Consider the following 26859-nt stretch of genomic DNA (forward strand, 5'->3'; position numbering starts at 1 on the left):
GGTCGGGAACTGGCTAGACCGACACCTTGCCCCGCAGGGCCTTGGTTTTGCCTCGCTGGGTTTTACGATCCACCCGCTTGCGCTGGGCAGCGCGGGTCGGTTTGGTGGGTCGGCGGGCCTTGCGGGGCTTTACCGCCTCAAGAATCAGCTCTTTCAGCCGCTCCAGTGCATCTTCCTTGTTCAGTTCCAGGGTCCGAAAAGATTGCGCCTTGATGATCAGCACACCCTCTTTGCTGATTCGCTGATCATTGAGCGACATCAGCCGCTCCTTATAGAAAGGCGGCAAGGAAGAGTGTGGGATATCAAAGCGCAGGTGTACGGCGGAGGCCACTTTGTTCACGTTCTGGCCACCGGCACCCTGGGCGCGGATCTGGGTGATTTCGATCTCCCAGTCGCCAATTTCAACAGCGTTGGATATTTTCAGCATCTGCTAAGGTTAACAAAATACGAACCAGCGGGCTCCCATGAGGACCGCTCCCCATTAAACCCGGGACAGGAAGCAGCCGACACCATGTGCGGACGATTCACGTTTTATACACCTCCGGATACGCTGATCCTCGAGTTTTTTCCCGAAGGTATGGAAGTGGACGGGCGCTTTAATCCCAGCTACAACATTCCGCCCGGTACTGGCATTCCCATGATCCGCATGAGCATGAACGGTAGCCTGATCATGGCGCACTCCCATTGGGGCTTTCGCCCGTCCTGGGCAGATGAAAAGGCCCCCGCCCCGATCAATGCCCGGGCAGAAACAGCGGCTACCTCGAAGTACTTCCGGGACGCCTTTGCCCACCACCGCTGCCTGATTCCTGCCAATGGCTGGTACGAATGGCAGCAGAGTGAACAGGGCAAGACGCCTTACTACATCACGCCATCGGACACCGGGGAGAATCCGGCCATTTTCTTTGCCGGTCTCTGGACACCGAGGGAGGGCGACGAAACCACCGCCTGCGCCATTATTACCGAGCCCGCCAGCGAGAGCCTGAAACACATTCATGATCGCCAACCAGTGGTACTCCACCCCGGCTGTCTGAGGGACTGGCTGAACCCGGAAATCAGTGATCGCACCCGGATACGGGCAGTAACCCACCGCCTGGACCCGGAACATCTGAAAGCCGTTCCCGTGTCCCAGGAGGTCAATAACCCGAGACATGACAGGCCGGACCTGATCCGGGAAACCTGATTGTCCGGAGGTTCGTGATCCCGGTTCGAGGCCTCCGGAATCAGCCGGTAAACCAATAACGAGATCTACAAAATCTCACGAATCGTAACCTGACATCAGGCGGCCCGGGGCTTAGAGTGTAGGCTGAGGACACCGATACAGGATTGAGCATGCGCAATTCCCTGCAAAATCTTCTCGCTCTGGCAGTCATGGCGCTCTTACTTGGCGGCTGCGCCAGCAGCGGAAATATCAAGCCGTCCTCATCCGCGCCGGTGCAGCCGTTGCCTGTTGAGGCATCCGGTTCCGACAAGGCACAAAAGCTCTGGCAGGTGTTCGAGCGCTACCGGGGAACCCCCTACGAATACGGCGGCACCTCTTCTGACGGCTTCGATTGCTCCGGATTTATTCTTACCGCCTATCAGGAAGGCCTCGGCAAACAGTTGCCCAGGACAACCGGCCAAATGCTGGCCAGTGGTGATGTAGTACATCCTGGCGAGATTCAGCCGGGCGACGTGGTGTTCTTCCAGATTGGCGGCAAGGAGCAGCACGCGGGCATCTACATGGGCGGAGACCGGTTTATCCACGCCTCCACGTCTGCCGGCGTTATCCAGTCTTCAATCAGCGGTTATTACTGGAAAGGGCGCCTGACCGAAGCGCGGCGCTTCGACTGAGCCGGGCTGACCAGCCCGCTTCAACGATTTTTGCGACGCACGTAGAGTACTTTGTGCACGCGCGCGACCAGATCACCGGATTCATCAACAATATCCACGTCCCACTCTGGCAGCATTTTGTCTCCGTTTGCCGTTGCGGCGCGGATCTCGTCAACACGCTCATCGGTCAGCTCAAACCGGGCCATCACCTTGCCTTTGCCGGGGCGAATAAAATCGATGCTCGCGGATTTGTCCCACACGATGTAGTCGTTCCCCAGCCTACGCATCAGTAGCAGCATGTACATGGGATCAACCATGCTGTAGAGAGAGCCGCCGAAGTGGGTGCCGACGTAGTTGGTGTTGTACCAGTGCTGGCCCATCTCCACCGTTGCCGAGCTGAAGTCATCGGCAATATCGGTAACGCGAATGCCTGCTCCGAGATAGGGAGCAAACGTGGACAGCATGCGGCGCATGGCCCCTGCGCTGGCAAGCCAGCGACGTATGGTGGAATTCATCACATATCCTCGGTGGTAAAAATGACTGCAAATTCAGTAGCACACTATCTTCCTCTGTGTCGTGCGCTGATGCAAGAAATTCATACGACCGTTTGAATATTAAAGACCACCGATATTAAAGACCACTGAACGTGAGGTGCAGGGCGATAGCAGCCATCATAACGCCGATGACGCCATCAATAATGCGCCAGGCCAGCGGCCGCGCGAGAATCGGGGCCAGCGCCGAGCCACCCCAGGCCAGCAGGCCGAACCAGAGAATCGAGGCGCTACTCGCACCAGCCACGAAGGTAGTCGCGTCTTCCTGCTGGGCGCCGACAGCCGGAATCAGAAGCAGCGTATCCAGGTAAACCTGAGGGTTGAGCAGTGTGACCGCCAGGGTCGTGAACACGACGGCCTTCAGGCTTCGCTTGGTCACCTCACCCGCTTCCAGGGCTGCCCTGCCGCGGCTGGCGCGAACAAATGACTGGATTGCAAGCCAGCCAAGGAACGCCACCCCCAGCCAGCGGAGAATCTCAAGGGCCTCCGGCATGGCCATCAGGGCAGCACTGATGCCGAACATACCCAGCGTGAAAAGCGTGACATCCGCCACCATGCACAAGCCGGCTGACCACCAGTGGTGTTCCCGGCGAATTGCCTGGCTCAGCAAATAGGCGTTCTGCGCGCCAATCGCCACGATAATGCCGCCACACACGATCAATCCGGTCAGGTAACTCTCAAGCACGTTGGTTTCTCCTCACTCAATGGCGCAAGGTTACCGGTTTACATCTATACTGGAAATTCATACTCATTATGCTGCATCAGTTTTCCTTATGATTGACTACAAACTGCTGGAAGCGCTGGCGACGGTTGTTGAGTGCGGGGGGTTCGAGCGCGCCGGTCTGGCGCTTGGGCTGAGCCAGTCGGCCGTTTCCCAACGCATTCGGACACTTGAAATCCGGCTGGGGCAACCGGTTCTGGTCCGAAGTCCGGTACTCAAAGCGACACCCGCCGGGCAGCGCCTGCTCAATCACGTTCAGCAGGTGCAACTGCTGGAAAGAGACCTGACCAAATCCATTCCGGCGCTCTCGGAACCCACCGCCAGACTCCGCATTGCACTGAATGCCGACAGCCTGGCCACCTGGTGGGCGGCCGCCGTAGGCAGTTTCTGCGCGGACGAAACCCTGCTACTGGATCTCGTGGTAGAGGACCAGGACATCGGCCTTCGCCGAATGCGCGAGGGGGATGTGGCGGCCTGCCTGTGCAGCAGCCCCCAGCCAGTTGCCGGTGCGCGATGCGTGCCAATTGGCACCATGATCTACATGCCCCTGGCAACGCCGGAGTATGTTGACCGATATTTCGGGAACGGACTCAGTGAGGCCAGCCTGCAGAATGCCCCGGCCATCGTTTTTGGGCCAAATGACCAGCTGCAACACAGGTTTCTGGCCCAGTGCGGCTATCACGGCACCTTCCCCCACCACCTCTGTCCTTCCTCGGAAGGTTTTGTGAACCTTGCGCTGGCCGGCATGGGCTACGGCATGATTCCGGAAATGCAGGCACGCCCGGAAATTGCTGCGGGACGGCTGGTAAGCATTGCGCCTGAACAAACCCTGGAAGTACGGCTATACTGGCACTTCTGGCGCCACGGTGGCGGCGTGATGGACCGACTGACTTCTGCCCTGCGCTCTGCTGCCATGCTCAATTCAAGCGCATGAACAAAGGAGGAGCACCAATCAGATTCAAGCACCGTGTAGCGGTTTACGGCACATTGAAGCGAGGCCGAAACAACAGCCATATTCTGCGAGGCGAGCGGTTTGTTGGAACCGACTGGATGCCGAAGCTGAGCCTGTATCATCTGGGCCCCTACCCAGGCGCTGTAGAGGAACCTTCCACGGGCGTTCGCGTGGAAATCTATGAAGTGAACGATTCCACGCTGAAGATTTTGGACGAGTTGGAAGACTTCTTTCCTGAACGCCCGCAGAGCAGTCTGTATATCCGTCGGACCATGGACACCCGCCACGGGCCGGCCTGGGTGTATCTTTACAACCGGCCGGTCAAAACAATCCAACGGCTGAACTCCGGAAGCTGGTAGGCCAGCTCACACCCCGCCACAAAAAAGGACACGAGATTGGATCTGACAACACCTGCCCTGCTCTTCCCCGCCATTTCGTTGCTATTGCTCGCTTACACCAACCGTTTTCTGGTGCTCGCGCAGCTCATACGCCAGCTCAAGCAGATGGACACCGAGGAAGATCACGCGCTCATCGCCCGGCAGATCAGCATGCTGCGCAAACGGATTGTGCTGACCAAACGCATGCAGGCATTCGGGGTACTCAGTTTCTTCCTGTGTACCGTCTCCATGTTCCTGCTGTTCCTGGGCGCGGAATTGCCGGGCGTGGTGGCGTTTGGCGCCAGCCTGGTGCTGCTGTCTCTCTCGCTGCTGTACTCACTGTATGAAATCCAGATCTCGACCAATGCGATCAACGTTGAGCTGTCCAACTTTGAGGCGCGCAAGAGTGCCGGCCGGGAAGATGTCGACTATTCATGAGGCCGGTTTGCGGCGGGCTCGACAATCTTCACACCAAACCAGCGCGGAAACCGGAGCAGACAATAGAGCGCGATCATGTCGTAAACGGCATGCCAGATCATAACCAGCGCCAGGCTCTCTGATAGCGCATAGGCCGCGCCCAGTATCAAACCGAGCCCGGTTGCTACCAGAAAGTAGGTGAACGATACGTAGTGCACCAGCCCGAACAGCACAGATGCCGCCAACACGGCGGTCACCGGATCGGTATGCGCCATCAGCCAGCCTTGGATTGCGCCGCGAAACAACAGCTCTTCACCAACGCCGGCCAATAGGGACAGCAAGACCAACACCAACGGAGAATAACTGGAGGCAAAGTCATACAGCCCCTGCATCTGGCGTTCAAGATTCTCCGGAAACAGGCGTGGCACGCGCGTCAGCAGAAGCAGCAAGCCGTAAGTCGCAACGGCACCCAATGTGCCGTAAATCAGGCTTGGCCAGAGCCCCGGGCCGATAAGCAGCACCGGAATCCCGAATACCAGAATGGCCACCAACCCTACGACCCCAATGCCGCCCTGGAACAGCAGCGCAGCATTGGGGGAAATACCGGATTTTCGCCGTTTACCAAGCGCCATTTACTGATCGAACAGCCGCTTCAGCGGAAACAGCGCATCGTACTGGGGCGCCTGCTTCTGGGCTTTCGCCTGGAAGGATTTCATCATGTCCGTCGGACGGAACATGCCCGCCTGCCAGGTGGCCATGTACTTCAGGCTGTCTTCCACACTGTGATCGCGGCTGTAATTGAGCATTTCCTTGCAACCAGTCACCGCCAGTGGTGAGTTCGCGGCAATCTGACCGGCAATGCCCATGACCGCTTCCAGCATGGTTTCCTGATCAGGGTATACTGCGTTTACAAAGCCGAGATTCCGGGCTTCAGCAGCGGAGAATTTGCGCCCGGTGTACGCCAGTTCGCGCACCACACCCTCGGGCATCAGTTTGGGCAGGCGCTGAAGCGTGCCAACGTCGGCGGTCATGCCCAGCTCGGTTTCCTTGATGGTGAAGTAGGCATCTTCCGTGCAATAACGGCTGTCCGCCGCACACACCAGATCAAGAGCTCCGCCAATGCAACCACCATGGATGGCAGCAAGTACCGGCAGGCGGATTTTTTCCAGGGAGGTCAGCGTATCCTGCAACTGCAGCACAACCCTGCGCAGGTTCTCCGCCATACGGCCAGGGTCCCCATTCATGGGCACCGCTTTGGGATCGCTGAACACACCCAGGTCCATGCCGGCCGAAAAGTGTTTGCCGGTGGAAGAGATGACAATCACGCGAGCGTCGGTGTTGGCTTCAATATCCTGCATGCAACGGGGCAACTCGAGCCAGAACGCCTTGTTCATGGTGTTCAGCGCCTCAGGGCGGTTGAACTGGACATGGGCGATATGGTCTTTGACCTCGATCGAAAAACTCTCGTAACTGGACAACTCAGACAAGACAGCACTCCTTATTATGTATTCCGAAAACCGGCTCTTAAGCGATCACCGCGAATAATGGTTTCTCTATTCTGCTACCTTCGTATTATGGCGGACAGAGAGACGACACGTTAACCCGAAAAGGCCTGGTATGGAATTCACCTTCCTCGGCACGTCAGCCGGAACACCCACGAAAGCTCGCAACGTAACCGGCCTGGCATTGAGTCATGGAGGCCCCAAACACTGGTACCTGATTGACTGCGGGGAAGGCACCCAGCACCAGTTGTTGCGAACGCATCATTCGGTGATGCAACTCCAGGCCATATTTATCACCCACATTCACGGCGACCACACATTCGGGCTGCCGGGGCTGCTCACAAGCGCCTCCATGCTGGGCCGAACCGCCCCGCTCTACCTGATCGCGCCCCGTCCGGTAAAAACCTTCGTTGAGGCAGCGCTGGGCAACAGTGACTCAAGCCTCAGTTTTGAAATACGATTTGTTGATTCCGAGGCAGAAAGCTTCCACTGGGAGGACGAAGCGCTGTCAGTTACGGCAGTTGCCCTCTCCCATCGCGTATCCTGCCGGGCATTTGTGTTCACTGAAAAGAACCTCGAACGCCAGCTGCTGCGTGACAAGCTTGAAGCTGACGGTATTGAGGCCGGCCCAGCCTGGGGCCGACTGCAACAGGGCCACGATGTGGTTCTGGAAGATGGCCGCCTGGCCCATTGCGACGACTACACCCAAATTGCCAGAAAACCACGCAAAGTGATTGTTGCCGGTGACAATGACCAACCTGACCTGCTTCTCGAAGCAAGCACGAATGTCCAGGTTGTGATTCACGAGGCAACTTACACGCAGGAGGTCTCGGACCGGGTCGGCCCCTGGCCACAACACAGCTCCGCGGCCCAGGTAGCCCGTTTCGCTGAGGCCGCCGGTGTTCCGCATCTCGTGTTGACCCATTTCAGCTCCCGCTACCAGCTCAACCCGAACGCCTATCCACACATTGGTGAGATCGAATCCGAAGCCAGGGGCATCTATAGAGGGAACCTGTATCTGGCAAACGACTTTGCCTGCTATGAGCTTGGCAGGGATCTGATACTGAGACCTTCCGAGCGTCTATAATGAGGGCGTGGCTCCTGGGCCGTCAGCAAATTGATGTGTCGCTTTTGTAGATTCGCCTTTGCGTTCGGCGAAGTTCAAATTACACTGCAATCGGGGATAATCTGAACAACAATTCACTTTTCACTGCTCAGGAAGGCGGTCAATGGCCCGGTTTAACGCAAAACAGTCCAGTCTCAGCAAGGATGCGGTCGTCGTCACTCCCGGCCTCATTCCTTGTGGCTGTATCATCGACAGCGTGACTCTGGACAGCAAAGAACTCCGCCTCGGCCTGAAGCATTTCTCCTCACCCGCTGTGCTTGATCAACTGTCATCGTCTGCCTCCGCCCAGGCGGATCTGCACGTTTTCCTCGATCATGATCATGACAAGCAACATCTCCATTTTCGGGGAGCGGTTCGCAGCGGCCGGGGCGACAGTATTTCGCTCGAACTCCAGGGCATCACCCCGGACCTCGAACGCGAAGTTGATCTTCTGGTGCAGCACACGGGCAAGAGCAAACTGGCGGACCCCGGGCCGGCGCCCGCGCTGAAACAACTTTATCACCAGCATTGCCGGCGACTTCTGGAACAGTTGCTTCCGGAATTTATGGAGGGCACGTTCGAAGGCATTGAAGCCGATCTGGAACAAGCGGCCGAGCTCCGTGAAATCACCCGACTCAAGGATATGCGCTTCATCTTCCAGAGCCGACAGCAGCGGATGCTCCAGGATTTTCAGGCGCAGTTTCAGGCCAACCAGACAACTCTTGAACCAGCTCCCGAATCCGGCAACAACGCCAAAGAATTGCATCTGCTGCAACAGCACGAGTTTGAAGACTGGCTTGATTTGCAGGCCATCGCCACGGGCATAAGTAAAGCAAACTCCGGCGCAACCTTTTTGCTCAACCAGTTCCTTAACCAGATCTTCCGTCAGGACGTCAACGACGACAACAACCCGCTAACGCCTCGCGCACTGTGCGTGTGCCTGCAATACATGGTCGACCACCTGGGTATTGCGCGGGAGCACCGCCTGACCATCTACCGGGCCTGGGAGAGCGCTCTGGGCAGGGTGTGGCCCGCAGCCATCCGCTCCCTGATCAATGATTGCCGCCGGGCAGGACTGGAAGCCCTGGACATCACCGAGCTGCCGGCGAACTGGTCGCTCAGGGAATACGCCCAGGAGGACACAGGTTCTCCAGGTGAAACGGACAAGGGCACATCGGACAAGCCGGCGGAAGCCGACGCCACCGGGCACTCAATGTCAGGGATGCCATCGGCTGGCCGTTCCCTGTTCCAGTTGATGGCGCTTGAGGCAAGCCCCTCGTCTGAACCCGCAGACTGGGAGGAACCCAATCCGAAGCTCTCGGAAAACCTCCGTTCCAGGCGCCGCGAACTCCTGAACAGGTTGCACGAGGATGAACCGAATATGGCAGGTTTGCTGCGGGAACTGGCCGACTCGGACGCCGAACTGGCCAGCGCCCTTGACCGGACAGCCGTGGAAAAAGCCAACCTGGTGGACCGGTTGTTTGCACCGCTGGAAACAAACGAAGGACTCTCGGGTTCGCTTCGCCACCAACTGCAGAAACTTCGGCTGCCGGTGTTTGAAACGCTGGTCGAAACACCGGACTTTCTGAATACCGACGATCACCCCGCCCGGGACATAATCAATAACCTGATGCACATCTGCCTTGCAGAGAGGGCATCGAGCAAGAAACTGGAAGCGACGGTTGCCGACATTGTCGAGGAACTGACGGAAATCGAGGTATCGGATCCAGACCTGCTGGAAAGTCTGGGCCAACGCCTGAAACAGCTGGTTGAGCGGCAGGACCAATCATTTATCCGAAACTCGGAACGGCTGGCCAAAACCCTGGAGGGCAAAGAGCGCCTGCGCAAAACTCGCAAGGAAGCCCGGCAACGACTGAATGAACTCCTCGGCGGCAGGCAGGTTCCAAAAACGCTGATTCGACTGCTTCAGGCGGGCTGGGAACAATTGATCGTCCTGACAATGTTGCGGGAAGGCCCGGAAAGCCGACACTGTGAGGAACTTGTTGATGTCGTAGCACAGCTCCAGGCCTGGCTGTCTCCAGCCGGCACCTCTGGTGAGCTGGCATTTGAACGGGAACTTGAAAGCAGTGTTATGCTGCAATTCATTGAGCGGGAACTCAAAACCACCGGTGATATTTCCCGAACCCGACCAGCCATAGACGAGCTATCCGGAATCCTGCAGGGCACTACGGAGGCAGAGACCACCTGGGTGGAGGAATACGGCGACGCCGATGAGACACCATTGACGCTGCCCCCGGAGCTCGAAGACAGCCGTTGGGTTTCCAGGGCAAAGGACATTGCCGTCGGCGATTGGGTTGAAGCCTGGTTTGAAAACGGGGAGACCCGTCGCATGCGCCTGGTCTGGGGTGGCGAGGATTCACTCCGGTTTGTTTTTCTCTCGCCCAAAGGTATGAGTGAAGTCAGTTACGGATTCCCGGAGTTTGTCCAGAAACTCGCCGAAGGCGAAGCCTGGCTGGTTGAAGATGGCGACATCCCGTTCCTTGATCAAAGCCTGTTCAGCATTGTTGAGGACGTGTACCGGAAGCTGAATTTTCAGGCCACACATGACGCCCTGACCGGCTGTATGCACCGCCACGACTTCGAAAAACAGGTATCAAGGCTGATCAGCGCGGCACCCTCGTCGCCGGACGAGAGTGATTCCGCACTTATGGTCCTGGATATAGACGAGTTCAGTGTCATCAACGCCTCCTATGGTGCGGAAGCCGGCGATGCCCTGTTGCGAGATGTCGCCGAACTGCTGCGGAGAGCGTGCGGTTCCAAGTTCCCGGAATCCTACGTTGGCCGAATCAGCGGTAATGAGTTTGCCGTGCTCATCAATAACATCAGCACGGAGGACTGCCTGGATTTCGCAGAATCCCTGCGGCGAAACTTCGAGCAGCAGGTTTTCCAGCATGGGCCGGCGGAATACAAGGCAACGGTCAGTATCAGTATTCGACCGGTTACTGGTGCCGCTCACTCCCCCGGCGATCTTCTCAACCAGGCGAGCCTATCCCTCAAGGCGGCCAAGAAACTGGGAGGAAACCGGATTGAGCTGGCGAAAGGACAGAGGGACCCGTCAAAGCTTGGCACGCCTCAGTGGGTTACGGAAATCGACCGGACCATCCGCGACGGCAGCCTCTACCTCCGGGCACAGCCAATTGTTGCACTCGCTCCTGAAAGCGGCGAAGGCAAGATGTATGAACTCCTGCTGGGCCTGAAAGACAGCTCGGGCAATGAGATTTCGCCCCAGGGTTACATTGAGGCGGCCGAACAATTCAAACGCAGTACCCGGGTTGATCTGTGGGTCATTTCCGAAGTGTTGGCGTGGATGCGTAACAACCCCGAGTCGCTCGACAGGATTGCCACCCTGAACGTCAACCTGTCAGGCTCCTCACTGAGCGATGACAGCTTTATGCTCGGGCTGGAGTCAAACCTCCGGGCCCATCAGGAACTGGCGCACAAGCTGTGTTTCGAGGTCACCGAGACCTCGGCTGTCGCCAACCTCCACTTTGCCTCGGATTTCATGCGTGAAATGAAGCGCCTGAACTGTCGGTTCGCGCTGGACGACTTTGGCACCGGGCTATCTTCCTACGCCTACCTTCAGAAACTGCCCGTGGACTTCGTGAAAATCGACGGCATTTTCGTGCGGGACATGGCCACCAACCTGACCAACTACGCTATGGTGCGGTCGATCAACGAACTGTGCCACTTCCTCGATCTGCAGACCATTGCGGAGTACGTCGAGGACATGGAAATCATGGACACACTCAAGGAGATCCAGGTGGACTACGCCCAGGGCTTTGCCATTGCCAAACCGCGCAGGCTGGACAGCCTTGGTACCGGGACTTCTACTAACCCGGTTTATGCCTACAAGAAATAGCTTTGCTTTTCTCATTGGCAGGAGTACAGTGGGGCTCGTTGGAAAGATTGAGCAAAGCATTTCATCAATAAGACCGCTCAGCTGTAATAAGTAGCTTGTCCTGTTTTTGATCCCGCCAGTTTTTTGTTTCCCGCATACCGCCGATCAATGATCACGAATGATGATCTGACGGCACACTAAATGATTGAAATCAGGAAAGAATACTATGTCTACAGTTACCGGCAACGTTAAGTTTTTCAACGAAGCAAAAGGTTTTGGTTTTATTACTCGCGAAGGCGGCCCGGACGTTTTTGTTCACTACAGCGCTATTCAGGGCGGCGGTTTCAAGACTCTGGCTGAAGGCCAGCAGGTCGAGTTCACCGTTACCCAGGGCCAGAAAGGTCCTCAGGCGGAAAACGTAGTTGCCCTGTAAATAACAGGCTACACGTTTAGAAAAAGGCAGCCGAGGCTGCCTTTTTTCGTTGTTGCTCCCAACCAAACCTACTGCATCCCTTCCACCGGGATCGTCTCGGTATTCTTTATCTCCCGCAACGCAAAGTTTGAATTCACCTGGGCAATGCCCTGCAGGGTGAAGATCTTTTCGTTCAGGAACCGATCGTAACTGGCCATGTCCGGCACGATGACCCTGAGCACAAAGTCGGCATTCCCGGTCACCGCGAAACACTGAAGCACCTCCGGGTAACTGCTCACCTGCTGCTCGATCTCCGCGGTGCTATCGATGTTATGCCGCTGCAGTGACAAATTGACCAGTACGCACAGGCCCTGACCAATGCGCTCCGGATCCACTCTGGCGCTGTACCCCTGAATCACGCCGCTTTCTTCAAGTGTCCGCACGCGGCGCCAGCAAGCGGCCGGTGACAACCCCACCTGCTCTGCCAGCAACTGGTTACTGATGCGCCCATCCTGCTGCAGTGCCGAGAGGATTTTCCGGTCCAACTTGTCCAATCCCACCTGTTTCATTTGGTAACACCTGATTTTAATCAAAGGTTCTTTCTCTTTATTGTCATTTATCAAAGAACCTTTCGCAAACTCTCAAAACCCTGACCCAATAAGCAAGCACCTTTTGCGGACTTCCCTCTAGAATTTTGGTCATAAAACGCACAAAAAGGAGGGCGCCATGTCCGCCGATACCCCCCAGCTCGACAATTACAAACTCGAAGACCGTTACTTGCGGGAATCCGGCCGGGTTTTCCTGACCGGCACGCAGGCCCTGGTTCGAATTCCCCTGATGCAGGCCGCCCTGGATCGAAAACAGGGATTGAACACCGCAGGCATGGTCAGTGGCTACCGGGGATCCCCCCTCGGTGCCGTCGACCAGGCGCTCTGGCAGGCCAAGGGCCTGCTGGACGAGAACCGGATCGATTTTGTTCCCGCCATCAACGAGGATCTCGCCGCGACGATCATGCTGGGGACCCAGCAGGTGGAGACCGATGAAGACCGGCAGGTGGATGGGGTTTTCGGCCTCTGGTATGGCAAGGGCCCGGGCGTGGATCGGGCCGGCGATGCCCTGAAACACGGCACCACCTACGGTTCTTCGCCTCATGGCGGTGTGCTGGTCGTGGCGGGTGACGACCACGGGTGCGTGTCGTCGTCCATGCCCCATCAGTCCGATGTGGCGTTTATGAGCTTTTTCATGCCGACGATCAACCCGGCCAACATCGCCGAGTACCTGGAGTTCGGCCTCTGGGGTTACGCCCTGTCCCGCTACAGCGGCTGCTGGGTCGGTTTCAAGGCGATCTCGGAAACCGTGGAAAGCGCGGCGTCTGTCGAAATCCCGCCGGAACCGGATTTCATCACGCCGGATGACTTCACCGCCCCTGAAAGCGGTTTGCATTACCGTTGGCCGGATCTGCCGGGTCCGCAACTGGAAACCCGCATCGAACACAAGCTTGCGGCCGTTCAGGCCTTTGCCCGCGCCAACCGCATAGACCGTTGCCTGTACGATAACAAGCAAGCCCGCTTCGGCATTGTCACTACCGGCAAGAGCCATCTGGACCTGCTTGAAGCCCTGGACCTGCTGGGCATTGATGAAGACAAGGCCCGGGACACGGGGCTGGATATCTACAAGGTTGGCATGGTCTGGCCCCTGGAGCGTCGCGGCATCCTGGACTTCGTGCACGGCAAGGAAGAAGTCCTGGTGATCGAGGAAAAGCGCGGCATTATTGAGAGCCAGATCAAGGAATACATGTCCGAGCCGGACCGCCCCGGCGAGGTTCTGATCACCGGCAAGCAGGACGAACTGGGCAGACCGCTGATCCCCTACGTTGGTGAACTGAGTCCCAAACTGGTTGCTGGCTTTCTGGCCGCCCGTCTAGGGCGCTTTTTCTCGATGGACTTCAGCGAGCGGATGGCAGAGATCAGCGCCATGACCAACGCCCAGGACCCCGGTGGCGTCAAGCGTATGCCCTATTTCTGCTCCGGCTGCCCCCACAATACCTCCACAAAGGTGCCGGAGGGGAGCAAGGCCCTGGCCGGCATTGGCTGCCACTTCATGGCATCCTGGATGGGCAGAAACACCGAATCCCTCATCCAGATGGGTGGCGAAGGCGTCAACTGGATTGGCAAGAGCCGCTATACCGGCAACCCCCACGTGTTCCAGAACCTGGGTGAAGGCACCTACTTCCACTCCGGTTCCATGGCGATCCGCCAGGCGGTGGCCGCCGGCGTCAACATTACCTACAAGATCCTGTTCAACGACGCCGTGGCGATGACCGGCGGTCAGCCCGTGGACGGGCAGATCACCGTCGACCGGATTGCCCAGCAAATGGCCGCAGAAGGGGTGAAGCGGGTTGTCGTGCTCAGCGATGAGCCGGAGAAATACGATGGTCATCATGATCTGTTCCCCGAAGATGTCACCTTCCACGATCGATCCGAGCTCGACCAGGTGCAGCGTGAATTGCGCGACATCCCTGGCTGTACTGTTCTGATCTACGACCAGACCTGTGCTGCCGAGAAGCGCCGCCGGCGCAAGCGCAAGCAGTTCCCGGATCCGGCCAAGCGGGCCTTTATCAACCACCATGTGTGCGAGGGCTGCGGCGACTGCTCGGTACAGTCCAACTGCCTTTCGGTTGTACCCCGCAAGACGGAACTGGGGCGCAAGCGGAAGATCGACCAGTCCTCGTGCAACAAGGACTTCTCCTGCGTCAACGGCTTCTGCCCCAGTTTCGTTACCATTGAAGGCGGGCAGCTACGCAAATCCCGGGGCGTGGACACCGGCTCCGTACTCACCCGCAAGTTGGCTGACATTCCAGCTCCGAAATTACCGGAGATGAGCGGCTCCTACGATCTGCTCGTGGGCGGTGTCGGCGGCACGGGCGTAGTGACCGTGGGACAGCTGATCACCATGGCTGCTCATCTGGAATCCCGCGGTGCCTCGGTACTGGATTTCATGGGTTTCGCCCAGAAAGGCGGCACGGTACTGAGCTACGTGCGCATGGCACCGTCTCCGGACAAGCTTCATCAGGTGCGGATCAGCAATGGCCAGGCCGATGCGGTCATCGCCTGCGATCTGGTGGTGGCGTCTTCCCAGAAGGCCCTGAGCGTGCTCCGGCCAAACCACACACGGATTGTCGCGAACGAGGCGGAACTGCCGACTGCCGACTACGTGCTCTTCCGCGACGCCGATATGAAGGCCGACAAGCGCCTTGGGCTACTGAAGAACGCCGTGGGCGAGGATCACTTCGACCAGCTGGACGCCAACGGTATCGCTGAAAAGCTGATGGGCGACACCGTGTTCTCCAACGTGATGATGCTCGGTTTTGCCTGGCAGAAAGGCCTGCTGCCCCTGTCAGAGGCGGCTCTGATGAAAGCCATCGAACTCAATGGCGTCGCCATCGACAGGAACAAGGAAGCCTTCGGCTGGGGCCGTCTGGCAGCCGTGGATCCGAGCGCTGTCACCGATCTGCTGGACGACAACAACGCCCAGGTGGTCGAGGTTAAGCCCGAACCAACCCTGGACGAGCTGATCAACACCCGTCACAAGCATCTGATCAACTACCAGAACCAGCGCTGGGCCGACCAATACCGGGACGCCGTTGCCGGAGTCCGCAAGGCCGAGGAAGCCCTCGGTGAAACCAATCTTCTGCTGACCCGCGCAGTGGCCCAACAGCTGTATCGGTTCATGGCCTACAAGGATGAGTACGAAGTGGCCCGACTGTTTGCCGAAACCGACTTCATGAAAGAGGTCAAGGAAACCTTCGAAGGCGATTACAAGGTTCATTTCCACCTCGCCCCGCCACTGCTCAGCGGTGAAACCGATGCCCAGGGTCGCCCGAAAAAGCGCCGTTTCGGCCCCTGGATGTTCCGGGCTTTCCGACTTCTGGCCAAACTTCGCGGCCTGCGAGGAACCGCAGTGGACCCGTTCAGCTACTCCGCAGACCGCAAGCTTGATCGCGCCATGCTGAAGGACTACCAGAACCTGGTTGCGCGAATTTGCCGTGAACTCAATGCCAGCAACTACGAAACCTTCCTGCAACTGGCAGAACTGCCCGCTGATGTCCGGGGCTACGGTCCTGTCAGGGAACAAGCTGCAGAGAGCATCCGTGAAAAACAGACACAGCTGATCAAGGCGCTCGACACCGGTCGCCCGACGCTGATCCGCACGCAACAGGCCGACAAGGAGGCAAACCATGTTTGAAGCGCTCCAGCCCCTGCCCCAGGATCCGATCCTGAAGCTGATGCAGACCTTCCGCGAGGACACCCGGCCGGACAAGGTAGATCTGGGCATCGGAGTCTACAAGGATGATGCCGGCAATACGCCCATCATGGCCGCCGTGCATGAAGCAGAACGTCGCCTGCTTGAGGGAGAAACCACCAAGAGCTACGTGGGGCCTGCCGGTTCTGCCAGCTTCAACAGTGCCATGGCGGAGTTGATTCTGGGCAGCAACAGCCCGCTGATCCGGGACGGCCGTGTATCGGTAATACAGACGCCGGGAGGCTGCGGCGCATTGCGCATGGCCGCCGAATTCCTGCGCCTGTGCAAGGCGGATACAAAAGTCTGGGTCAGCACGCCCACCTGGGCCAACCACCTCCCCCTGCTGGGTGGCGCAGGCCTGACCATTCGCGAATATCCCTACCTCAATCCACAGACGCTGCAGGTAGACTTCGGCGCCATGCTGGAAACCCTGGAGCAGGCCGACGCGGGCGATGTGGTGCTGCTACACGGTTGCTGCCACAACCCGTCTGGCGCCGACCTGAGCCTGGCCCAGTGGCAGGAAGTGACCAGCCTGATCCAGCGGAAGGGTCTGCTGCCGTTTGTGGATATGGCCTATCAGGGCCTTGGCGAGGGCCTGGATGCGGATGCGGCGGGCCTGCGGCATCTGGCCGGAGCGGTACCGGAAATGCTGGTGGCAGCGTCGTGCTCCAAAAACTTTGGGCTTTATCGGGAGCGCACCGGCGCTCTCGCATTGATTTCGGGAACAGCATCGGTGAACGCAGCTGCCACCAGTCAACTGCTCAGCGTTATCCGGTCCCACTATTCGATGCCGCCCGCCCATGGTGCCGCGATTGTGGAGACCATCCTCGACGATGACGGCCTGCGATCCCAGTGGCAGCAGGAACTTGACGGCATGTGCGAGCGCATCCTGCACCTGCGGCACGCCTTTGCTGACGCCCTCGCGCCGGTGGGCGATTTCAGCTTCATCGCCCGTCAGCGGGGCATGTTCTCGTTCCTCGGTATCAGCCCCGAGCAGGTTAGCGAATTACGCAAGGAGCATGGCATCTACATGCTCGACAGCAGCCGGGTGAATGTCGCCGGCCTGAATGACCGCGTTTTGCCACAAGTGGCTCCAGCCCTGCGCGAGGTGCTCGGCAAGTAATTACTGTTGAGACAATAACCATCAATCCGACAAAAACAATTAGCCGGAGAAAAGAATGAGTGAGAGTACCCAACCACACCAGCAGGCCAACAACCTCTGGTCTTCACGGATGGCGTTTATCCTGGCCGCTGCCGGCTCGGCGGTAGGCCTCGGGAATATCTGGAAGTTTCCATACATTACCGGAGAGAACGGCGGCGGCGCCTTCGTTCTGATCTACCTGGCCTGCATCTTCCTGATTGGTGTGCCGGTTCTGATTGCCGAGACCATGATTGGCCGCCGGGGCGGACAGAGCCCTGTAGCGACCATGCGCACCCTGACCAAAACCGAAGGCACCGCCAGAGGCTGGAGGGCGATCGGCTGGAATGGCGTTATTGCCTCGTTCCTGGTGCTGTCTTTTTACGCCGTGATTGGCGGCTGGGCGCTGGTCTATATCGGCAAGGCTGCAACCGGACTGTTTACCGGTGCCGATGCCGAGGCCATTGGCGGCCAGTTCGGCGGGTTGCTGGCCAATCCCTGGGAACTGCTGATGTGGCATTCCGTGTTCATGGCCATCGTCGCGTTTATCGTCGGTCGGGGCATTCGCTCCGGGCTTGAGAAAGCCGTGAACATGCTTATGCCATTGCTGTTCGTGCTGCTGATTGCGATGGTGATCTACGCCATGAACAGCGGCAGCTTTGGCCGGGCCGTGAGTTTCATGTTCTCGCCGGACTTCAGCAAGCTCACCACCGCTGGTGTTCTGACCGCCCTGGGTCACGCAGCATTCACCCTGAGCATCGGCATTGGTGTTCTGATGGCCTACGGCTCTTACCTGCCAAAGACGGTGAATATTGCCAGAACCGCCATGACCATTGCCGTTCTGGACACCAGCGTCGCCCTTCTTGCGGGACTCGCCATCTTCCCGCTGGTGTTTGCCAATGGCCTGGAACCTGGTGCCGGCCCCGGCCTCATCTTTGTCACCCTGCCACTGGCCTTTGGCCAGATGAGTGGTGGCGCTCTGTTTGGCACTATTTTCTTCGCCCTGCTACTGGTCGCAGCCATCACGTCTGCCATTTCCATGTTGGAGCCGGTGGTGGAATGGCTGGAGGAACACAAAGGCGTCAGCCGGGCGAAAAGCGCGCTTGGTGGTGGCCTCGCGATCTGGTTTATCGGTATCGGTACCGTGCTGTCGTTCAACGTCTGGGATAGCGTGCATCCGCTCGGCTTCATCCCGTTCTTCGAGGGCAAGACGGTGTTCGACCTGCTCGACTTCCTGGTCTCCAACCTGATGATGCCACTCGGCGGGCTGGCCATTGCCCTGTTTGCCGGATGGGCAATGAAACGTGAAGGCCTGCCGGCCGATATTGGTCTGCAGGGAAGCAGCTACAGGGCATTCATGTTCATTCTTCGATACCTGACGCCTGCGGGTATCGCCGTGGTGTTTCTTTACAACCTGGTGTAACGGTAACCAGGCACCTTGGACCGCAACAGCCCGGTGAACTTCACCGGGCTTTTTTTGACATACCTGAAAGGGTACTGCCAATCTGGGTTCAGGACAGAAGACCAAGGTTCTGCGGCTCAGGCGGAAAAGGAGAACTCGTATGTACAGCAAGATACTCGTTCCGGTCGACCTCGCCCATACCGATAAAATGGTCAAGGCGCTCAATACCTCCATTGATATTGCCAAACACTACAACGCCACCCTGTGCTACGTAAGCGTGACAAACAGCACCCCGGGAGCGGCTGCCCATAACCCGAAAGAGCTTGCCGAGAAGCTGAGTGTGTTCGCGGAAGAGCAGGGGAAATCCCATGGGATCGACACCGACAGCATGGTGATTGAATCTGCTGATACGGCCGTAGAGCTTGATGACAAGTTGCTTGAGGCGATCAAAACAACCGGCACTGACCTGGTGGTGATGGCCTCACATCCTCCGGGAATTGGCGACCGGCTACACATTCTCCACTCGAACGGCGCCAATATCGTCAAACACAGTGATATTTCGGTATTTGTTGTTCGTTAAAGATAGCGGGGCATCCGGGGCCCTATTCCGGGTGCCCGAGTGCGTCATGCTTCGGAAATTCGATGCCCGTTACGCTTGCAATGAAGAAAGGAAAATAATTTTCCGTGGCGAAGAAGTTCCCGGCTTCCACCCGGGTCGGTAAATGAAACCCGTCAAACTCCCGAAACTCTGACAGGTAGCCGCCAAAGGGCTGCAAGCGATGGACTTTTTCCGAATTCGCGTTGGTCCACCTGTCAAAATTCACCTGGAGCGGCCGGCCGTCCTCGGCCACCACAACATCCACTGCCTGCTCCATACCGTTATGGCGGACAATCACACGCGCCGTATTGACATCAACAAGCTCCCACTTGACCCCCTGGCCCGGCAGCAGGGCTGCGGGTGTCCAGAACACCGACTCTGCCACATAGCGACCGAAAGCCGAACGGGTGTGATCCGCATCTCCGCCCATCCTGGCCACTGGCAACAAACCCATCAGCCAGAACCGCGTCCACTTTTCGGTGTCTGAGCCAGAAACCCTCAGGGCGCCACGGCTGGCACCCATCTTCCACACAAAGCCTTCGGGCATGGCCAGAACCTGTGAGGCCTGCATATCCATGTAGTCGGGCGACTCCCGATTGCCCATGCCAAACTTCCCGGTCATCGATATCCGCGCCACGGTATACAGAGGTGTACCAGGCTGAATGGTGTACCGGAAATAGCGCTGGGCAGGCTCCGGCAGTCCCTCCAGAAGAGAAACATCAAAGCGCTCTGGTGCAGTTGGTTGCAGAGCCGCCAACCTGGCCATGGCGGCATGATCCGAAGCGTGGTCGGTCTGGCGCCAGAACCAGAGGGCCAAGGCAGTCGCGACCAGCACAATCAACAGGATCAGGAAAAAGATTTTCATGTAAGCTATGCTCCGTAGCAGTCATTGTCCCTGCCCTGCCCAGATCCAGCCTTGTTCCAGATCAATCAACGCGGCTGGCCGACTCACTTTCCGCCTGAAAGGTTTTATGAAAGTACCGAAGAGATTGCAACCGCTTGTCGATGACGGCATGGTGGATGAGGTGCTCTACCAGCTGATGAGCGGTAAAGAAGCGCAGGTTTATGTAGTGCGCTGTGGCGATCAGACCCGCTGCGCCAAGGTTTTCAAGGAAGCCGCCAAGCGAAGCTTCAAGCAGGCGGTGAAGTACCAGGAAGGTCGAAAGGTCCGGAACAGCCGCCGGGCCCGGGCCATGAGCAAGAAAACCAGGTACGGCCAGAAGGAGCAGGAAGATGCATGGCTCAACGCCGAGGTAGACGCCCTCTACCGGCTTGCCGCCGCCGGTGTCCGGGTTCCCGAACCCCTGGGCTTCGTGGACGGTGTACTGCTGATGGAACTGGTGACGGATGAAGATGGCCGGGCCGCGCCCAGGCTGGATGATGTTACGCTCTCCCCAGAACAGGCCCGCGACTTCCACGGCCAGATTATCCGCGAGGTCGTCCGCATGTTGAGTGCCGGTCTGATCCATGGGGATCTCTCGGAATTCAACGTTCTGATCGATGCCAACGGGCCGGTCATCATTGATCTCCCCCAGGCAGTCAATGCAGCCGGGAATAATAACGCGGAGCGCATGCTGGAGCGCGACGTGGACAATATGCGCCGGTATTTTGGCCGCTTCGCGCCGGAACTTTTGAATACCGATTACGGCAAGGAGATCTGGGCGCTCTACGAGTCAGGCGACCTGCACCCGGACAGCAAGCTCACCGGCTGCTTCCAGCACGATGATACCGCTGCCAACGTTGACGAACTGATGGAAATCATCGATGCGGCAAAAGAGGAAGAATGGGAGCGACAGGAACGCATGAGGGACGCCGAGGAGGACTGATGCATTGAACGGTGCGGGTTAGTCGGAAGGCTCCGTTTTCTGTTCGCTGACAAGTGCCGACATCACCTGCTGTTCTCTGGGCCCCGGAAGAACCCCCGTCAACCAGGCATCGATGACCGGCTCTCCGTGTTGATTCGAGAGTATCGCTTCGGCCCGGGCCCGGTTACGCTCATCCACCTCGGTGATGGTGAACACACAGGTGATGGTATCGCCAAAATACACCGGCCGGCGGAAGCGAAAATTCATGCCGGACGCCAGCCAGCCGATCTGCCCGCCCACTTCCGTGATCATTCCTCCAACTAGCAGGCCATGGCAGATTTTGCCCTTGAGGTTCTTGGCTTGCGCGAATTCATCGCTATAGTGAACCGGGTTCTGATCGCGGCTGATGTCGCCGAAGGAAAGGGTTTCATCTTCGGTGAACGTTCGTGCCAGGGTAAACGAATCGCCGGCTTTCAGGCCGGCAATGGCTCTCTTTCGAATATCAGACATGGTATTGGTCCCCGATCGCTCAGCCGGTTAAAGGTACCGCCCGCCAGACCCAATGGCGACCACAATCAGGCCAAGGATCAGGTTGATCCCCACAAGCCGGCGAATCTTGCCCACCTGAACGCCCCCAGCCTGCGGATCCTTGTTTGCGACCGCCTGCTTGAGCCGCCTGAACGGCGCGAAATAAACGTGAAAATAGAGCAACATCATCACCAAACCGAGCGTCTGCATGACGTGGATATGCCATCCAGCACCAGCCATACCGCCAAAAACACTGAAAATCATCCAATAGCCGGTAACCAGGAGCAGCGCAACGGCGAGCCACACCCATCGAAAGAACCGCTCAAGCGTCCGTGACCATAGAACACCACGCTGAGAAGCTTCCACCACCTCAACCACGGCCGGACGCATCGCCATGTAGGCGAAGAACATACCGCCAACCCAGATAACCGCGGACAGAACGTGCAGTGCAATTGCCAGACTCATTAACGCTACCCCTGTGTCTTGTCAGATGGTTTCCAGCTCGACCCGATTCCGACCGGCAGTCTTACCCCGGTAAAGCGCTTCATCTGCCCGGCTGACTGCCGCACTCAGGTCCTCGCCGGATCGCAACTCGCTCACGCCGACACTGATCGTAACATCGGCATCACCGCCAGTAATTGCGCTCCAGTCCTTGGCCAAAAACGCATTTCGTATCCGCTCCGCACTTGCGCGCGCGTTGATGGAATCCGTGTCAGGGAGTATCACCAGGAACTCCTCACCACCCCATCTACCGATCAGATCCTGGGCCCGAAGCTCCTCTCTAATCACATCGGCAACAAAGCCCAATACCCGGTCGCCGGCTTCATGGCCATAGGCATCGTTGATTGACTTGAAATGATCGACATCCAGCAGCAGAAATCCAACCGGGTGACCACTGCGCCGGAATCGAGCCACTTCCTTCTCAGCCAGATAAGTCATATGACGCCGGTTGAAAAGTCCGGTCAGGGAATCCGTTGTCGCCATTTCCCGAAGTTTGCGCTGGGCCGTCACTACCATCCTGAGGTAGTAGGAAGCCAGGTAACTGAACATGGCAAAGACCACACTCAGGTTGAACAAATGGACGATGTGCAGAGCCGTTTGCGGAATCGGCTGCAATGGCTCCACGTACCACATCAGGACATCCAGGGCGATGTAATACCCCCACAGGGCCAACAGTGCATAGACCGCCCATCTTCGGGACGCGGACACACAAATCGCAGGTATGAACATCAGAAGGTAGTAGTGGAATCCGCTCTCCCAACCGATCAGGACAATACCGAGTCCAGCATGGCCCAACACTTCTGCCCAGATAAGTACGACCGCAATCTTGTTCCTTTGGTATTTGAGTGCGTAATAGGCACCGGCGTACATGGCCACACTGACCACATTAACCCACGCCAGAATCGGCGACCCCAAGGCATGGAAAAGAAAGAAAAAGATAACGTCCACAGTTCCGGCAATCTGGGCACACCGCATGGCCAGACGCCAGAACTGGGGTCTGCGCTCCTGCGCAGGCTCATAATTCGCGAGATGGTTTACCCGTTCCATAAACTGCAGAATTCCTTTGATTTGACACAAGATTACTCTTAAACCCGAAATTCTGCTTGTTGGAACTGTCAACAATTGGAAATTGTTTCAGTATCACCAGGGCAGTTCTTCGCCGTTGCTATGCCAGAATGACCCGGTGTTCTCGATGCTCAGGCCATCGATGCGTTCAGCTAGCCCTCTCGCCGATTCCTCAGGAGTGATCAACCCGCCAAAATTCACCATGCGGGTTTTAACGTAGCCCGGATGCAATTGTGCCACGGCGATACCCCGGGGCTTCAGATCCATCGCCAGGGACTTGCCGAAGGCATTGAGCGCTGCCTTGGAGGCGCGGTACCCGTAGCGGCCGCCTGAGTCATTGTCTGCGATAGAGCCCATGCGGCTGGTAATGTTGGCGATTTTGCCTCCCGAGGGAATCTGGTCAACCAGCGCTTCAGCCACCCTAAGCGGGGCATAGGCGTTTATTTCCATCTGCGTTCGAATGGAATCAAAGTCGATGCTGCCCAGCTTCTCATCCTTAAGCAGACCGGCATTATTGATCAGCAGGTCGATGTGCTCGCCTTCCAGTCCGGCCACGAGTCTTGCCATGCCCTCATCAGTCGTCACATCAACTCTGTCAATGATCCGCGCCGCGACCTCTTTCAACTCCGGCGAAGCTTCCCGACACACACCGATCACCGAGCAGCCGCGGCTTGCGTACAGCCGGGCAAGTTCCAGACCAATGCCCCGGTTTGCTCCGGTGATCACAACAATGGAATTCTCCGACATATCAACCTCCTTGACGATGAGTGCAGCCCAATCAGCTTTACATCCCCTGCGCTCGAGAACAACCAGCAATATGCAACCTCGCCCCTTGCAGATGGGATTTTTCTGTAAGATAGGGCTAACCCATCAACGGTCGCCGGGAGCGCCATGTCAGCAGCACTTGTTTTCGCAGTCTTTGCAGTGACCCTGATCGCGGCCACCACTTTTTACCTCTTTTTTTACCGTACCTGGCGGAGAGAGAGGGAACTGAGAGCCCCCTTTCCAGCCCCGTGGCGCCATCATCTTGAGGAGAGCGTGCCGCTTTACCGGCAGCTTCCTGAAACCATGAAGCAGACGTTGGAGCAGCGGGTACAGCTTTTTCTCGCCGAAAAAGAATTCTATGGCTGTGACGGCTTTGAAGTGGACGACAGGGTTAGAGTGACCATTGCCGGCCACGCCTGCTTGCTCATTCTTGCCCGCCCATACTCGGACTTTGACGAGGTAAGCAGCATTCTGGTCTATCCCGACGCCTATCATGTCAGAGACATTGAAAGCGACGGACTGGTTGTCAGCGAAAGCCACGAAATACGTGCCGGCGAGGCTTCAAGCCGGGGTCAGGTGGTTCTGGCCTGGAAAGAGTGTGAGGAAGCCGCCAGGAATCGGCACAGCAGCCACAACGTGATACTCCATGAATTCGCCCACCAGCTGGATTATCTCGACGGCACCGCGGACGGTGCGCCACCCCTCAGCGGTGAACAGGCCAGGCACTGGCAAACGTCGATGACCCACGCCTACGAACATCTCAGGCACACCCTGCATCACCACCAGAAGCCATGGCTTGACCCCTACGGTGCCACTGAACCGGCCGAATTCTTTGCAGTACTGACTGAGGCGTTTTTCCAGCAACCGAGTCATCTCAAACACGAGCAGCCCGAGGTTTATGCGGCACTGCAAGGGTACTACCGGCTGGACCCGACAACCCTCTGGCAAGATGCCTGACGGTTGTGACAGATGAACGCGTGGTCCACTATGTAGTAAACGGGATCAATTGAGGGAGGTAGACATGCCAGCCATAGGATGGGTCTTCATAATTCTCGCCCTGGCCTTGATCGTCGGCAGCCTGCTGATACTGCGTGACAGTGCACACAGCATGAAAATCTCCGATGAAAAAATGAAGAAGATTCAAGCCAGGAAGGCCGAGATCGAAGCTGAGGAAAGCGCCGAAGACAGGGAGTGGTAGCCCGGTCAGTCTACAGAACCAAGCCGGGCAGATACGTCAGTGCCCGCTGTGGTCCATTTCCTTGCCGGAGTGGTCCATGCTCTGTTTCTTCATCACCTCGCCATCCAGCGGTTCAACATTGAGCTCAACCTGCATTTCTTGCGCACCCTCAAAACGCAGGGTCAGCGGAATGCTCTCTCCCTCGCGCAACGGGCTTTCCAGTTTTTCCAGCATCAGGTGAAAACTGTGGGGCTTCAACTCAACCGTAGTGCCCGCAGGTATGGGTAGCCCATCTTTTACCGGCGCCATACGCATCACACCATCGTGCATGCTGGTTTCATGAATCGAGACGTTGCCTGCCCGCGGGGTCGCAGCACCTACCAGGGAGATATCACTGCTGCCATTATTGGAGATACTCATATATCCGACTCCCATCGGGATTCCGGGCGGTGTGGGCCGGCTCCAGGGATGATCGACCGTCACAGGACCCTGGCTGTAATCATGGGTCATGGCTGCAGGCGCCACCAGAGCCAATGCCAGCACAAACACACTCAGGCAGTACTTCATTTCCGGTATTCCTTGTCGATGATGTCGGGGTACAGAATAGAAAGTCAGTCCCATGCATCCAAGTTTTTCAGTGCGACAAATAGCCGCAGATAATCCGGAGAATCACCAACGGAGACAGAGACAGAATCCGGACGCAACGCTGGGAATCAGGCCTTCTTGACAAATTCCGACTTCAGTTTCATGGCACCAATCCCATCGATCTTGCAGTCGATGTCGTGATCACCGTCCACCAGGCGGATATTCTTCACCTTGGTGCCAACTTTAACCACGGAACTGGAGCCCTTTACCTTCAGATCCTTAATGACCGTAACCGTATCACCATCCTGAAGCTCATTGCCGTTCGCGTCCCGAATCACCTTCGCGGCGTCCGCAGCCGCAGCCTCCGCCTCAGACCACTCGTGTCCACACTCGGGACAAACCAGTTGAACGCCGTCCTCATAGGTGTACTCGGAACTGCACTGCGGGCATGGGGGAAGCTGCGACATTATCATTTCCTGTTAATTAAATGAGCGCAGCATTATACCATCAACGTCCGGGCGAGACGCGCGCCAGCACCGTGGGATCTTCCGACAAAGGCAAGGCGATAATGGCCCCCTCGTTCGACGAGGGGAAGATCCCGGTCAGCCCCGTGATGTTCACCTGATGGGACACAAGAATAACCGGCGCGCCTTCTTCGAGCTGGTTCACCAGAGAAATCGTCTGCCGCGTCTGAGTCGGCCCGTCGCCACGATTCCGGAAAAACGAATTCAACGACGGCCACTCCGTCACGTCCCCCATGTTCATTCCGGTAGCGGTATCCATACAGCGACACCACTGACTGCTGAACACCCGCGCTTCGGTAATCCCATGGTCCGCCAGAAACGGCTTCCACGCCCGGGCCTGTTCCCGACCGACGTCGTTCAGATTCCGCTGGGTGCTGCAATCGTTAAGGTCAAAGTTACCCGGGTCCCCAGTCCCTGGTGCCAATGCATGACGCAGCATCAGAACAGCCCGCCCGTCTCTCAGAGCGTCCCAGGCTTCTTCGTTGCTATCAGCAGCAACGGCCGGTAAAGAAAACAGAAGAGTTAAAAAACCTGAAAGCAGAATTCGATTAATCATCTCCAACACCTCTTCTTTTGTTGCAGTGAACGCGGGTAAACCGCCGATGTCCGAGAGAGGCGTTGGGGCCGTTGTTCCAAAAATGTAGAGGGCCATGGATGGCCCGAAACAAGCGCACATGGATGTGCTCGTAGCGGTTTTTGGAACAACGGCTCCAACGCCTCAAACACTCAAGCCGAACCACAGTCTTGAATACGCGGATACCAAC

The 26859-nt window shown here is 57.5% G+C and carries 29 protein-coding genes; 15 read left to right on the forward strand and 14 right to left on the reverse strand.

The window, feature by feature from the left end; translation table 11 throughout:
- Window positions 1-13: 13 nt before the first annotated feature.
- Window positions 14-427, reverse strand: a complete 414-nt coding sequence (gene arfB / locus GJU83_RS12780) for an alternative ribosome rescue aminoacyl-tRNA hydrolase ArfB (RefSeq protein ID WP_153634501.1) — start codon at window positions 425-427, stop codon at window positions 14-16.
- An 84-nt stretch (window positions 428-511) separates the two neighbouring features.
- Here arfB and GJU83_RS12785 point away from each other — a divergent pair, with 84 nt between their 5' ends.
- Together GJU83_RS12785 and GJU83_RS12790 are read left to right on the forward strand one after the other, a co-directional pair.
- The gene (locus tag GJU83_RS12785) at window positions 512-1180 is read left to right on the forward strand and encodes an SOS response-associated peptidase (protein ID WP_153634502.1); all 669 of its coding nucleotides are present in this window, start codon (window positions 512-514) and stop codon (window positions 1178-1180) included.
- Between the two features lie 149 nt (window positions 1181-1329).
- Window positions 1330-1830: a C40 family peptidase gene (locus tag GJU83_RS12790; RefSeq protein ID WP_153634503.1), complete on the forward strand. Its 501-nt coding sequence runs from the start codon at window positions 1330-1332 to the stop codon at window positions 1828-1830.
- A 20-nt stretch (window positions 1831-1850) separates the two neighbouring features.
- Here GJU83_RS12790 and GJU83_RS12795 read toward each other — a convergent pair whose 3' ends face one another.
- Together GJU83_RS12795 and GJU83_RS12800 are read right to left on the reverse strand one after the other, a co-directional pair.
- The gene (locus tag GJU83_RS12795; protein WP_153634504.1) at window positions 1851-2324 is read right to left on the reverse strand and encodes a DUF4442 domain-containing protein; all 474 of its coding nucleotides are present in this window, start codon (window positions 2322-2324) and stop codon (window positions 1851-1853) included.
- A 115-nt stretch (window positions 2325-2439) separates the two neighbouring features.
- Window positions 2440-3045 carry a LysE/ArgO family amino acid transporter gene (locus GJU83_RS12800; RefSeq protein WP_069184198.1) on the reverse strand — a complete coding sequence of 202 codons (606 nt, stop codon included), beginning with the start codon at window positions 3043-3045 and terminating at the stop codon, window positions 2440-2442.
- An 88-nt stretch (window positions 3046-3133) separates the two neighbouring features.
- On the opposite strand from GJU83_RS12800, the gene GJU83_RS12805 reads away from it, so the two are divergent.
- Genes GJU83_RS12805 through GJU83_RS12815 form a run of 3 tightly spaced genes read left to right on the forward strand, consistent with a single transcriptional unit; the run spans window position 3134 to window position 4848 of the window.
- A complete protein-coding gene (locus GJU83_RS12805; protein ID WP_153634505.1) occupies window positions 3134-4015 on the forward strand; it encodes a LysR family transcriptional regulator ArgP in 882 nt (293 codons plus the stop codon).
- A complete protein-coding gene (locus GJU83_RS12810) occupies window positions 4012-4392 on the forward strand; it encodes a gamma-glutamylcyclotransferase family protein (RefSeq protein ID WP_153634506.1) in 381 nt (126 codons plus the stop codon). Before GJU83_RS12805 ends, GJU83_RS12810 begins: the two co-directional genes overlap by 4 nt.
- A gap of 36 nt (window positions 4393-4428) precedes the next feature.
- Window positions 4429-4848 (forward strand): DUF2721 domain-containing protein, encoded by a 420-nt coding sequence (locus tag GJU83_RS12815; RefSeq protein ID WP_069184196.1) that lies wholly within the window; start codon window positions 4429-4431, stop codon window positions 4846-4848.
- On the opposite strand, the gene GJU83_RS12820 is transcribed toward GJU83_RS12815, so the two are convergent.
- Both GJU83_RS12820 and GJU83_RS12825 read right to left on the reverse strand, forming a co-directional pair.
- Window positions 4839-5459: a CPBP family intramembrane glutamic endopeptidase gene (locus GJU83_RS12820; protein ID WP_174805043.1), complete on the reverse strand. Its 621-nt coding sequence runs from the start codon at window positions 5457-5459 to the stop codon at window positions 4839-4841. The genes GJU83_RS12815 and GJU83_RS12820 overlap by 10 nt on opposite strands.
- Entirely contained in the window at window positions 5460-6305 is an 846-nt protein-coding gene (locus GJU83_RS12825) for a crotonase/enoyl-CoA hydratase family protein (RefSeq protein WP_228715192.1), read from the reverse strand.
- 139 nt (window positions 6306-6444) lie between these two features.
- Here GJU83_RS12825 and GJU83_RS12830 point away from each other — a divergent pair, with 139 nt between their 5' ends.
- From GJU83_RS12830 to GJU83_RS12840, 3 genes are all read left to right on the forward strand, one after another.
- Window positions 6445-7416, forward strand: coding sequence for a ribonuclease Z (locus GJU83_RS12830; protein ID WP_153634508.1), 972 nt, complete (start codon window positions 6445-6447; stop codon window positions 7414-7416).
- A gap of 142 nt (window positions 7417-7558) precedes the next feature.
- Window positions 7559-11314, forward strand: coding sequence for a DUF1631 family protein (locus GJU83_RS12835; RefSeq protein ID WP_069184193.1), 3756 nt, complete (start codon window positions 7559-7561; stop codon window positions 11312-11314).
- Between the two features lie 205 nt (window positions 11315-11519).
- Complete coding sequence (locus tag GJU83_RS12840; protein ID WP_069184192.1) at window positions 11520-11726, forward strand: cold-shock protein; 207 nt, start codon at window positions 11520-11522, stop codon at window positions 11724-11726.
- 68 nt (window positions 11727-11794) lie between these two features.
- Here GJU83_RS12840 and GJU83_RS12845 read toward each other — a convergent pair whose 3' ends face one another.
- The gene (locus GJU83_RS12845) at window positions 11795-12274 is read right to left on the reverse strand and encodes an Lrp/AsnC family transcriptional regulator (RefSeq protein ID WP_069184191.1); all 480 of its coding nucleotides are present in this window, start codon (window positions 12272-12274) and stop codon (window positions 11795-11797) included.
- A gap of 157 nt (window positions 12275-12431) precedes the next feature.
- Between GJU83_RS12845 and GJU83_RS12850 the strand changes: the two genes are divergently transcribed.
- The 4 genes from GJU83_RS12850 to GJU83_RS12865 all read left to right on the forward strand — a co-directional run bounded on the left by GJU83_RS12850 (window position 12432) and on the right by GJU83_RS12865 (window position 19127).
- The gene (locus GJU83_RS12850; protein ID WP_153634509.1) at window positions 12432-15950 is read left to right on the forward strand and encodes an indolepyruvate ferredoxin oxidoreductase family protein; all 3519 of its coding nucleotides are present in this window, start codon (window positions 12432-12434) and stop codon (window positions 15948-15950) included.
- Window positions 15943-17130, forward strand: coding sequence for an amino acid aminotransferase (locus GJU83_RS12855; protein ID WP_153634510.1), 1188 nt, complete (start codon window positions 15943-15945; stop codon window positions 17128-17130). The genes GJU83_RS12850 and GJU83_RS12855 overlap by 8 nt, the downstream gene beginning before the upstream one ends.
- A 55-nt stretch (window positions 17131-17185) precedes the next feature.
- Window positions 17186-18568: a sodium-dependent transporter gene (locus GJU83_RS12860; protein WP_069184188.1), complete on the forward strand. Its 1383-nt coding sequence runs from the start codon at window positions 17186-17188 to the stop codon at window positions 18566-18568.
- Window positions 18569-18707: 139 nt separating this feature from the next.
- Complete coding sequence (locus GJU83_RS12865; RefSeq protein ID WP_069184187.1) at window positions 18708-19127, forward strand: universal stress protein; 420 nt, start codon at window positions 18708-18710, stop codon at window positions 19125-19127.
- Between the two features lie 22 nt (window positions 19128-19149).
- Here the strand turns inward: GJU83_RS12865 and GJU83_RS12870 are convergent, their stop codons facing one another.
- A complete protein-coding gene (locus tag GJU83_RS12870; protein ID WP_069184186.1) occupies window positions 19150-20010 on the reverse strand; it encodes a DUF6544 family protein in 861 nt (286 codons plus the stop codon).
- Between the two features lie 106 nt (window positions 20011-20116).
- Between GJU83_RS12870 and GJU83_RS12875 the strand changes: the two genes are divergently transcribed.
- Complete coding sequence (locus tag GJU83_RS12875) at window positions 20117-20971, forward strand: PA4780 family RIO1-like protein kinase (RefSeq protein WP_069184185.1); 855 nt, start codon at window positions 20117-20119, stop codon at window positions 20969-20971.
- A gap of 18 nt (window positions 20972-20989) precedes the next feature.
- Here the strand turns inward: GJU83_RS12875 and GJU83_RS12880 are convergent, their stop codons facing one another.
- The 4 genes from GJU83_RS12880 to GJU83_RS12895 all read right to left on the reverse strand — a co-directional run bounded on the left by GJU83_RS12880 (window position 20990) and on the right by GJU83_RS12895 (window position 23791).
- Window positions 20990-21460 (reverse strand): MaoC family dehydratase, encoded by a 471-nt coding sequence (locus GJU83_RS12880; RefSeq protein WP_069184184.1) that lies wholly within the window; start codon window positions 21458-21460, stop codon window positions 20990-20992.
- Between the two features lie 27 nt (window positions 21461-21487).
- Window positions 21488-21943: a CopD family protein gene (locus GJU83_RS12885; RefSeq protein ID WP_069184183.1), complete on the reverse strand. Its 456-nt coding sequence runs from the start codon at window positions 21941-21943 to the stop codon at window positions 21488-21490.
- Window positions 21944-21964: 21 nt separating this feature from the next.
- Window positions 21965-23026, reverse strand: coding sequence for a GGDEF domain-containing protein (locus GJU83_RS12890; protein ID WP_069184182.1), 1062 nt, complete (start codon window positions 23024-23026; stop codon window positions 21965-21967).
- A gap of 93 nt (window positions 23027-23119) precedes the next feature.
- Window positions 23120-23791, reverse strand: coding sequence for an SDR family oxidoreductase (locus GJU83_RS12895; protein WP_069184181.1), 672 nt, complete (start codon window positions 23789-23791; stop codon window positions 23120-23122).
- A 144-nt stretch (window positions 23792-23935) separates the two neighbouring features.
- On the opposite strand from GJU83_RS12895, the gene GJU83_RS12900 reads away from it, so the two are divergent.
- Window positions 23936-24766, forward strand: a complete 831-nt coding sequence (locus GJU83_RS12900; RefSeq protein ID WP_069184180.1) for a M90 family metallopeptidase — start codon at window positions 23936-23938, stop codon at window positions 24764-24766.
- A 64-nt stretch (window positions 24767-24830) separates the two neighbouring features.
- Window positions 24831-25007, forward strand: a complete 177-nt coding sequence (locus tag GJU83_RS12905; RefSeq protein ID WP_069184179.1) for a DUF2897 family protein — start codon at window positions 24831-24833, stop codon at window positions 25005-25007.
- A 36-nt stretch (window positions 25008-25043) separates the two neighbouring features.
- On the opposite strand, the gene GJU83_RS12910 is transcribed toward GJU83_RS12905, so the two are convergent.
- The 3 genes from GJU83_RS12910 to GJU83_RS12920 all read right to left on the reverse strand — a co-directional run bounded on the left by GJU83_RS12910 (window position 25044) and on the right by GJU83_RS12920 (window position 26651).
- Window positions 25044-25553, reverse strand: a complete 510-nt coding sequence (locus GJU83_RS12910) for a copper chaperone PCu(A)C (protein ID WP_069184178.1) — start codon at window positions 25551-25553, stop codon at window positions 25044-25046.
- 146 nt (window positions 25554-25699) lie between these two features.
- A complete protein-coding gene (locus GJU83_RS12915) occupies window positions 25700-26038 on the reverse strand; it encodes a zinc ribbon domain-containing protein YjdM (RefSeq protein ID WP_069184177.1) in 339 nt (112 codons plus the stop codon).
- A 40-nt stretch (window positions 26039-26078) separates the two neighbouring features.
- On the reverse strand, window positions 26079-26651 hold the full coding sequence (locus tag GJU83_RS12920; protein ID WP_069184278.1) for a histidine phosphatase family protein: 573 nt from the start codon (window positions 26649-26651) through the stop codon (window positions 26079-26081).
- Window positions 26652-26859: the final 208 nt, after the last annotated feature.

Origin of the sequence: Marinobacter salsuginis (genome assembly GCF_009617755.1) — a bacterium.
GTDB classification, from domain to species: Bacteria; Pseudomonadota; Gammaproteobacteria; order Pseudomonadales; family Oleiphilaceae; genus Marinobacter; species Marinobacter salsuginis.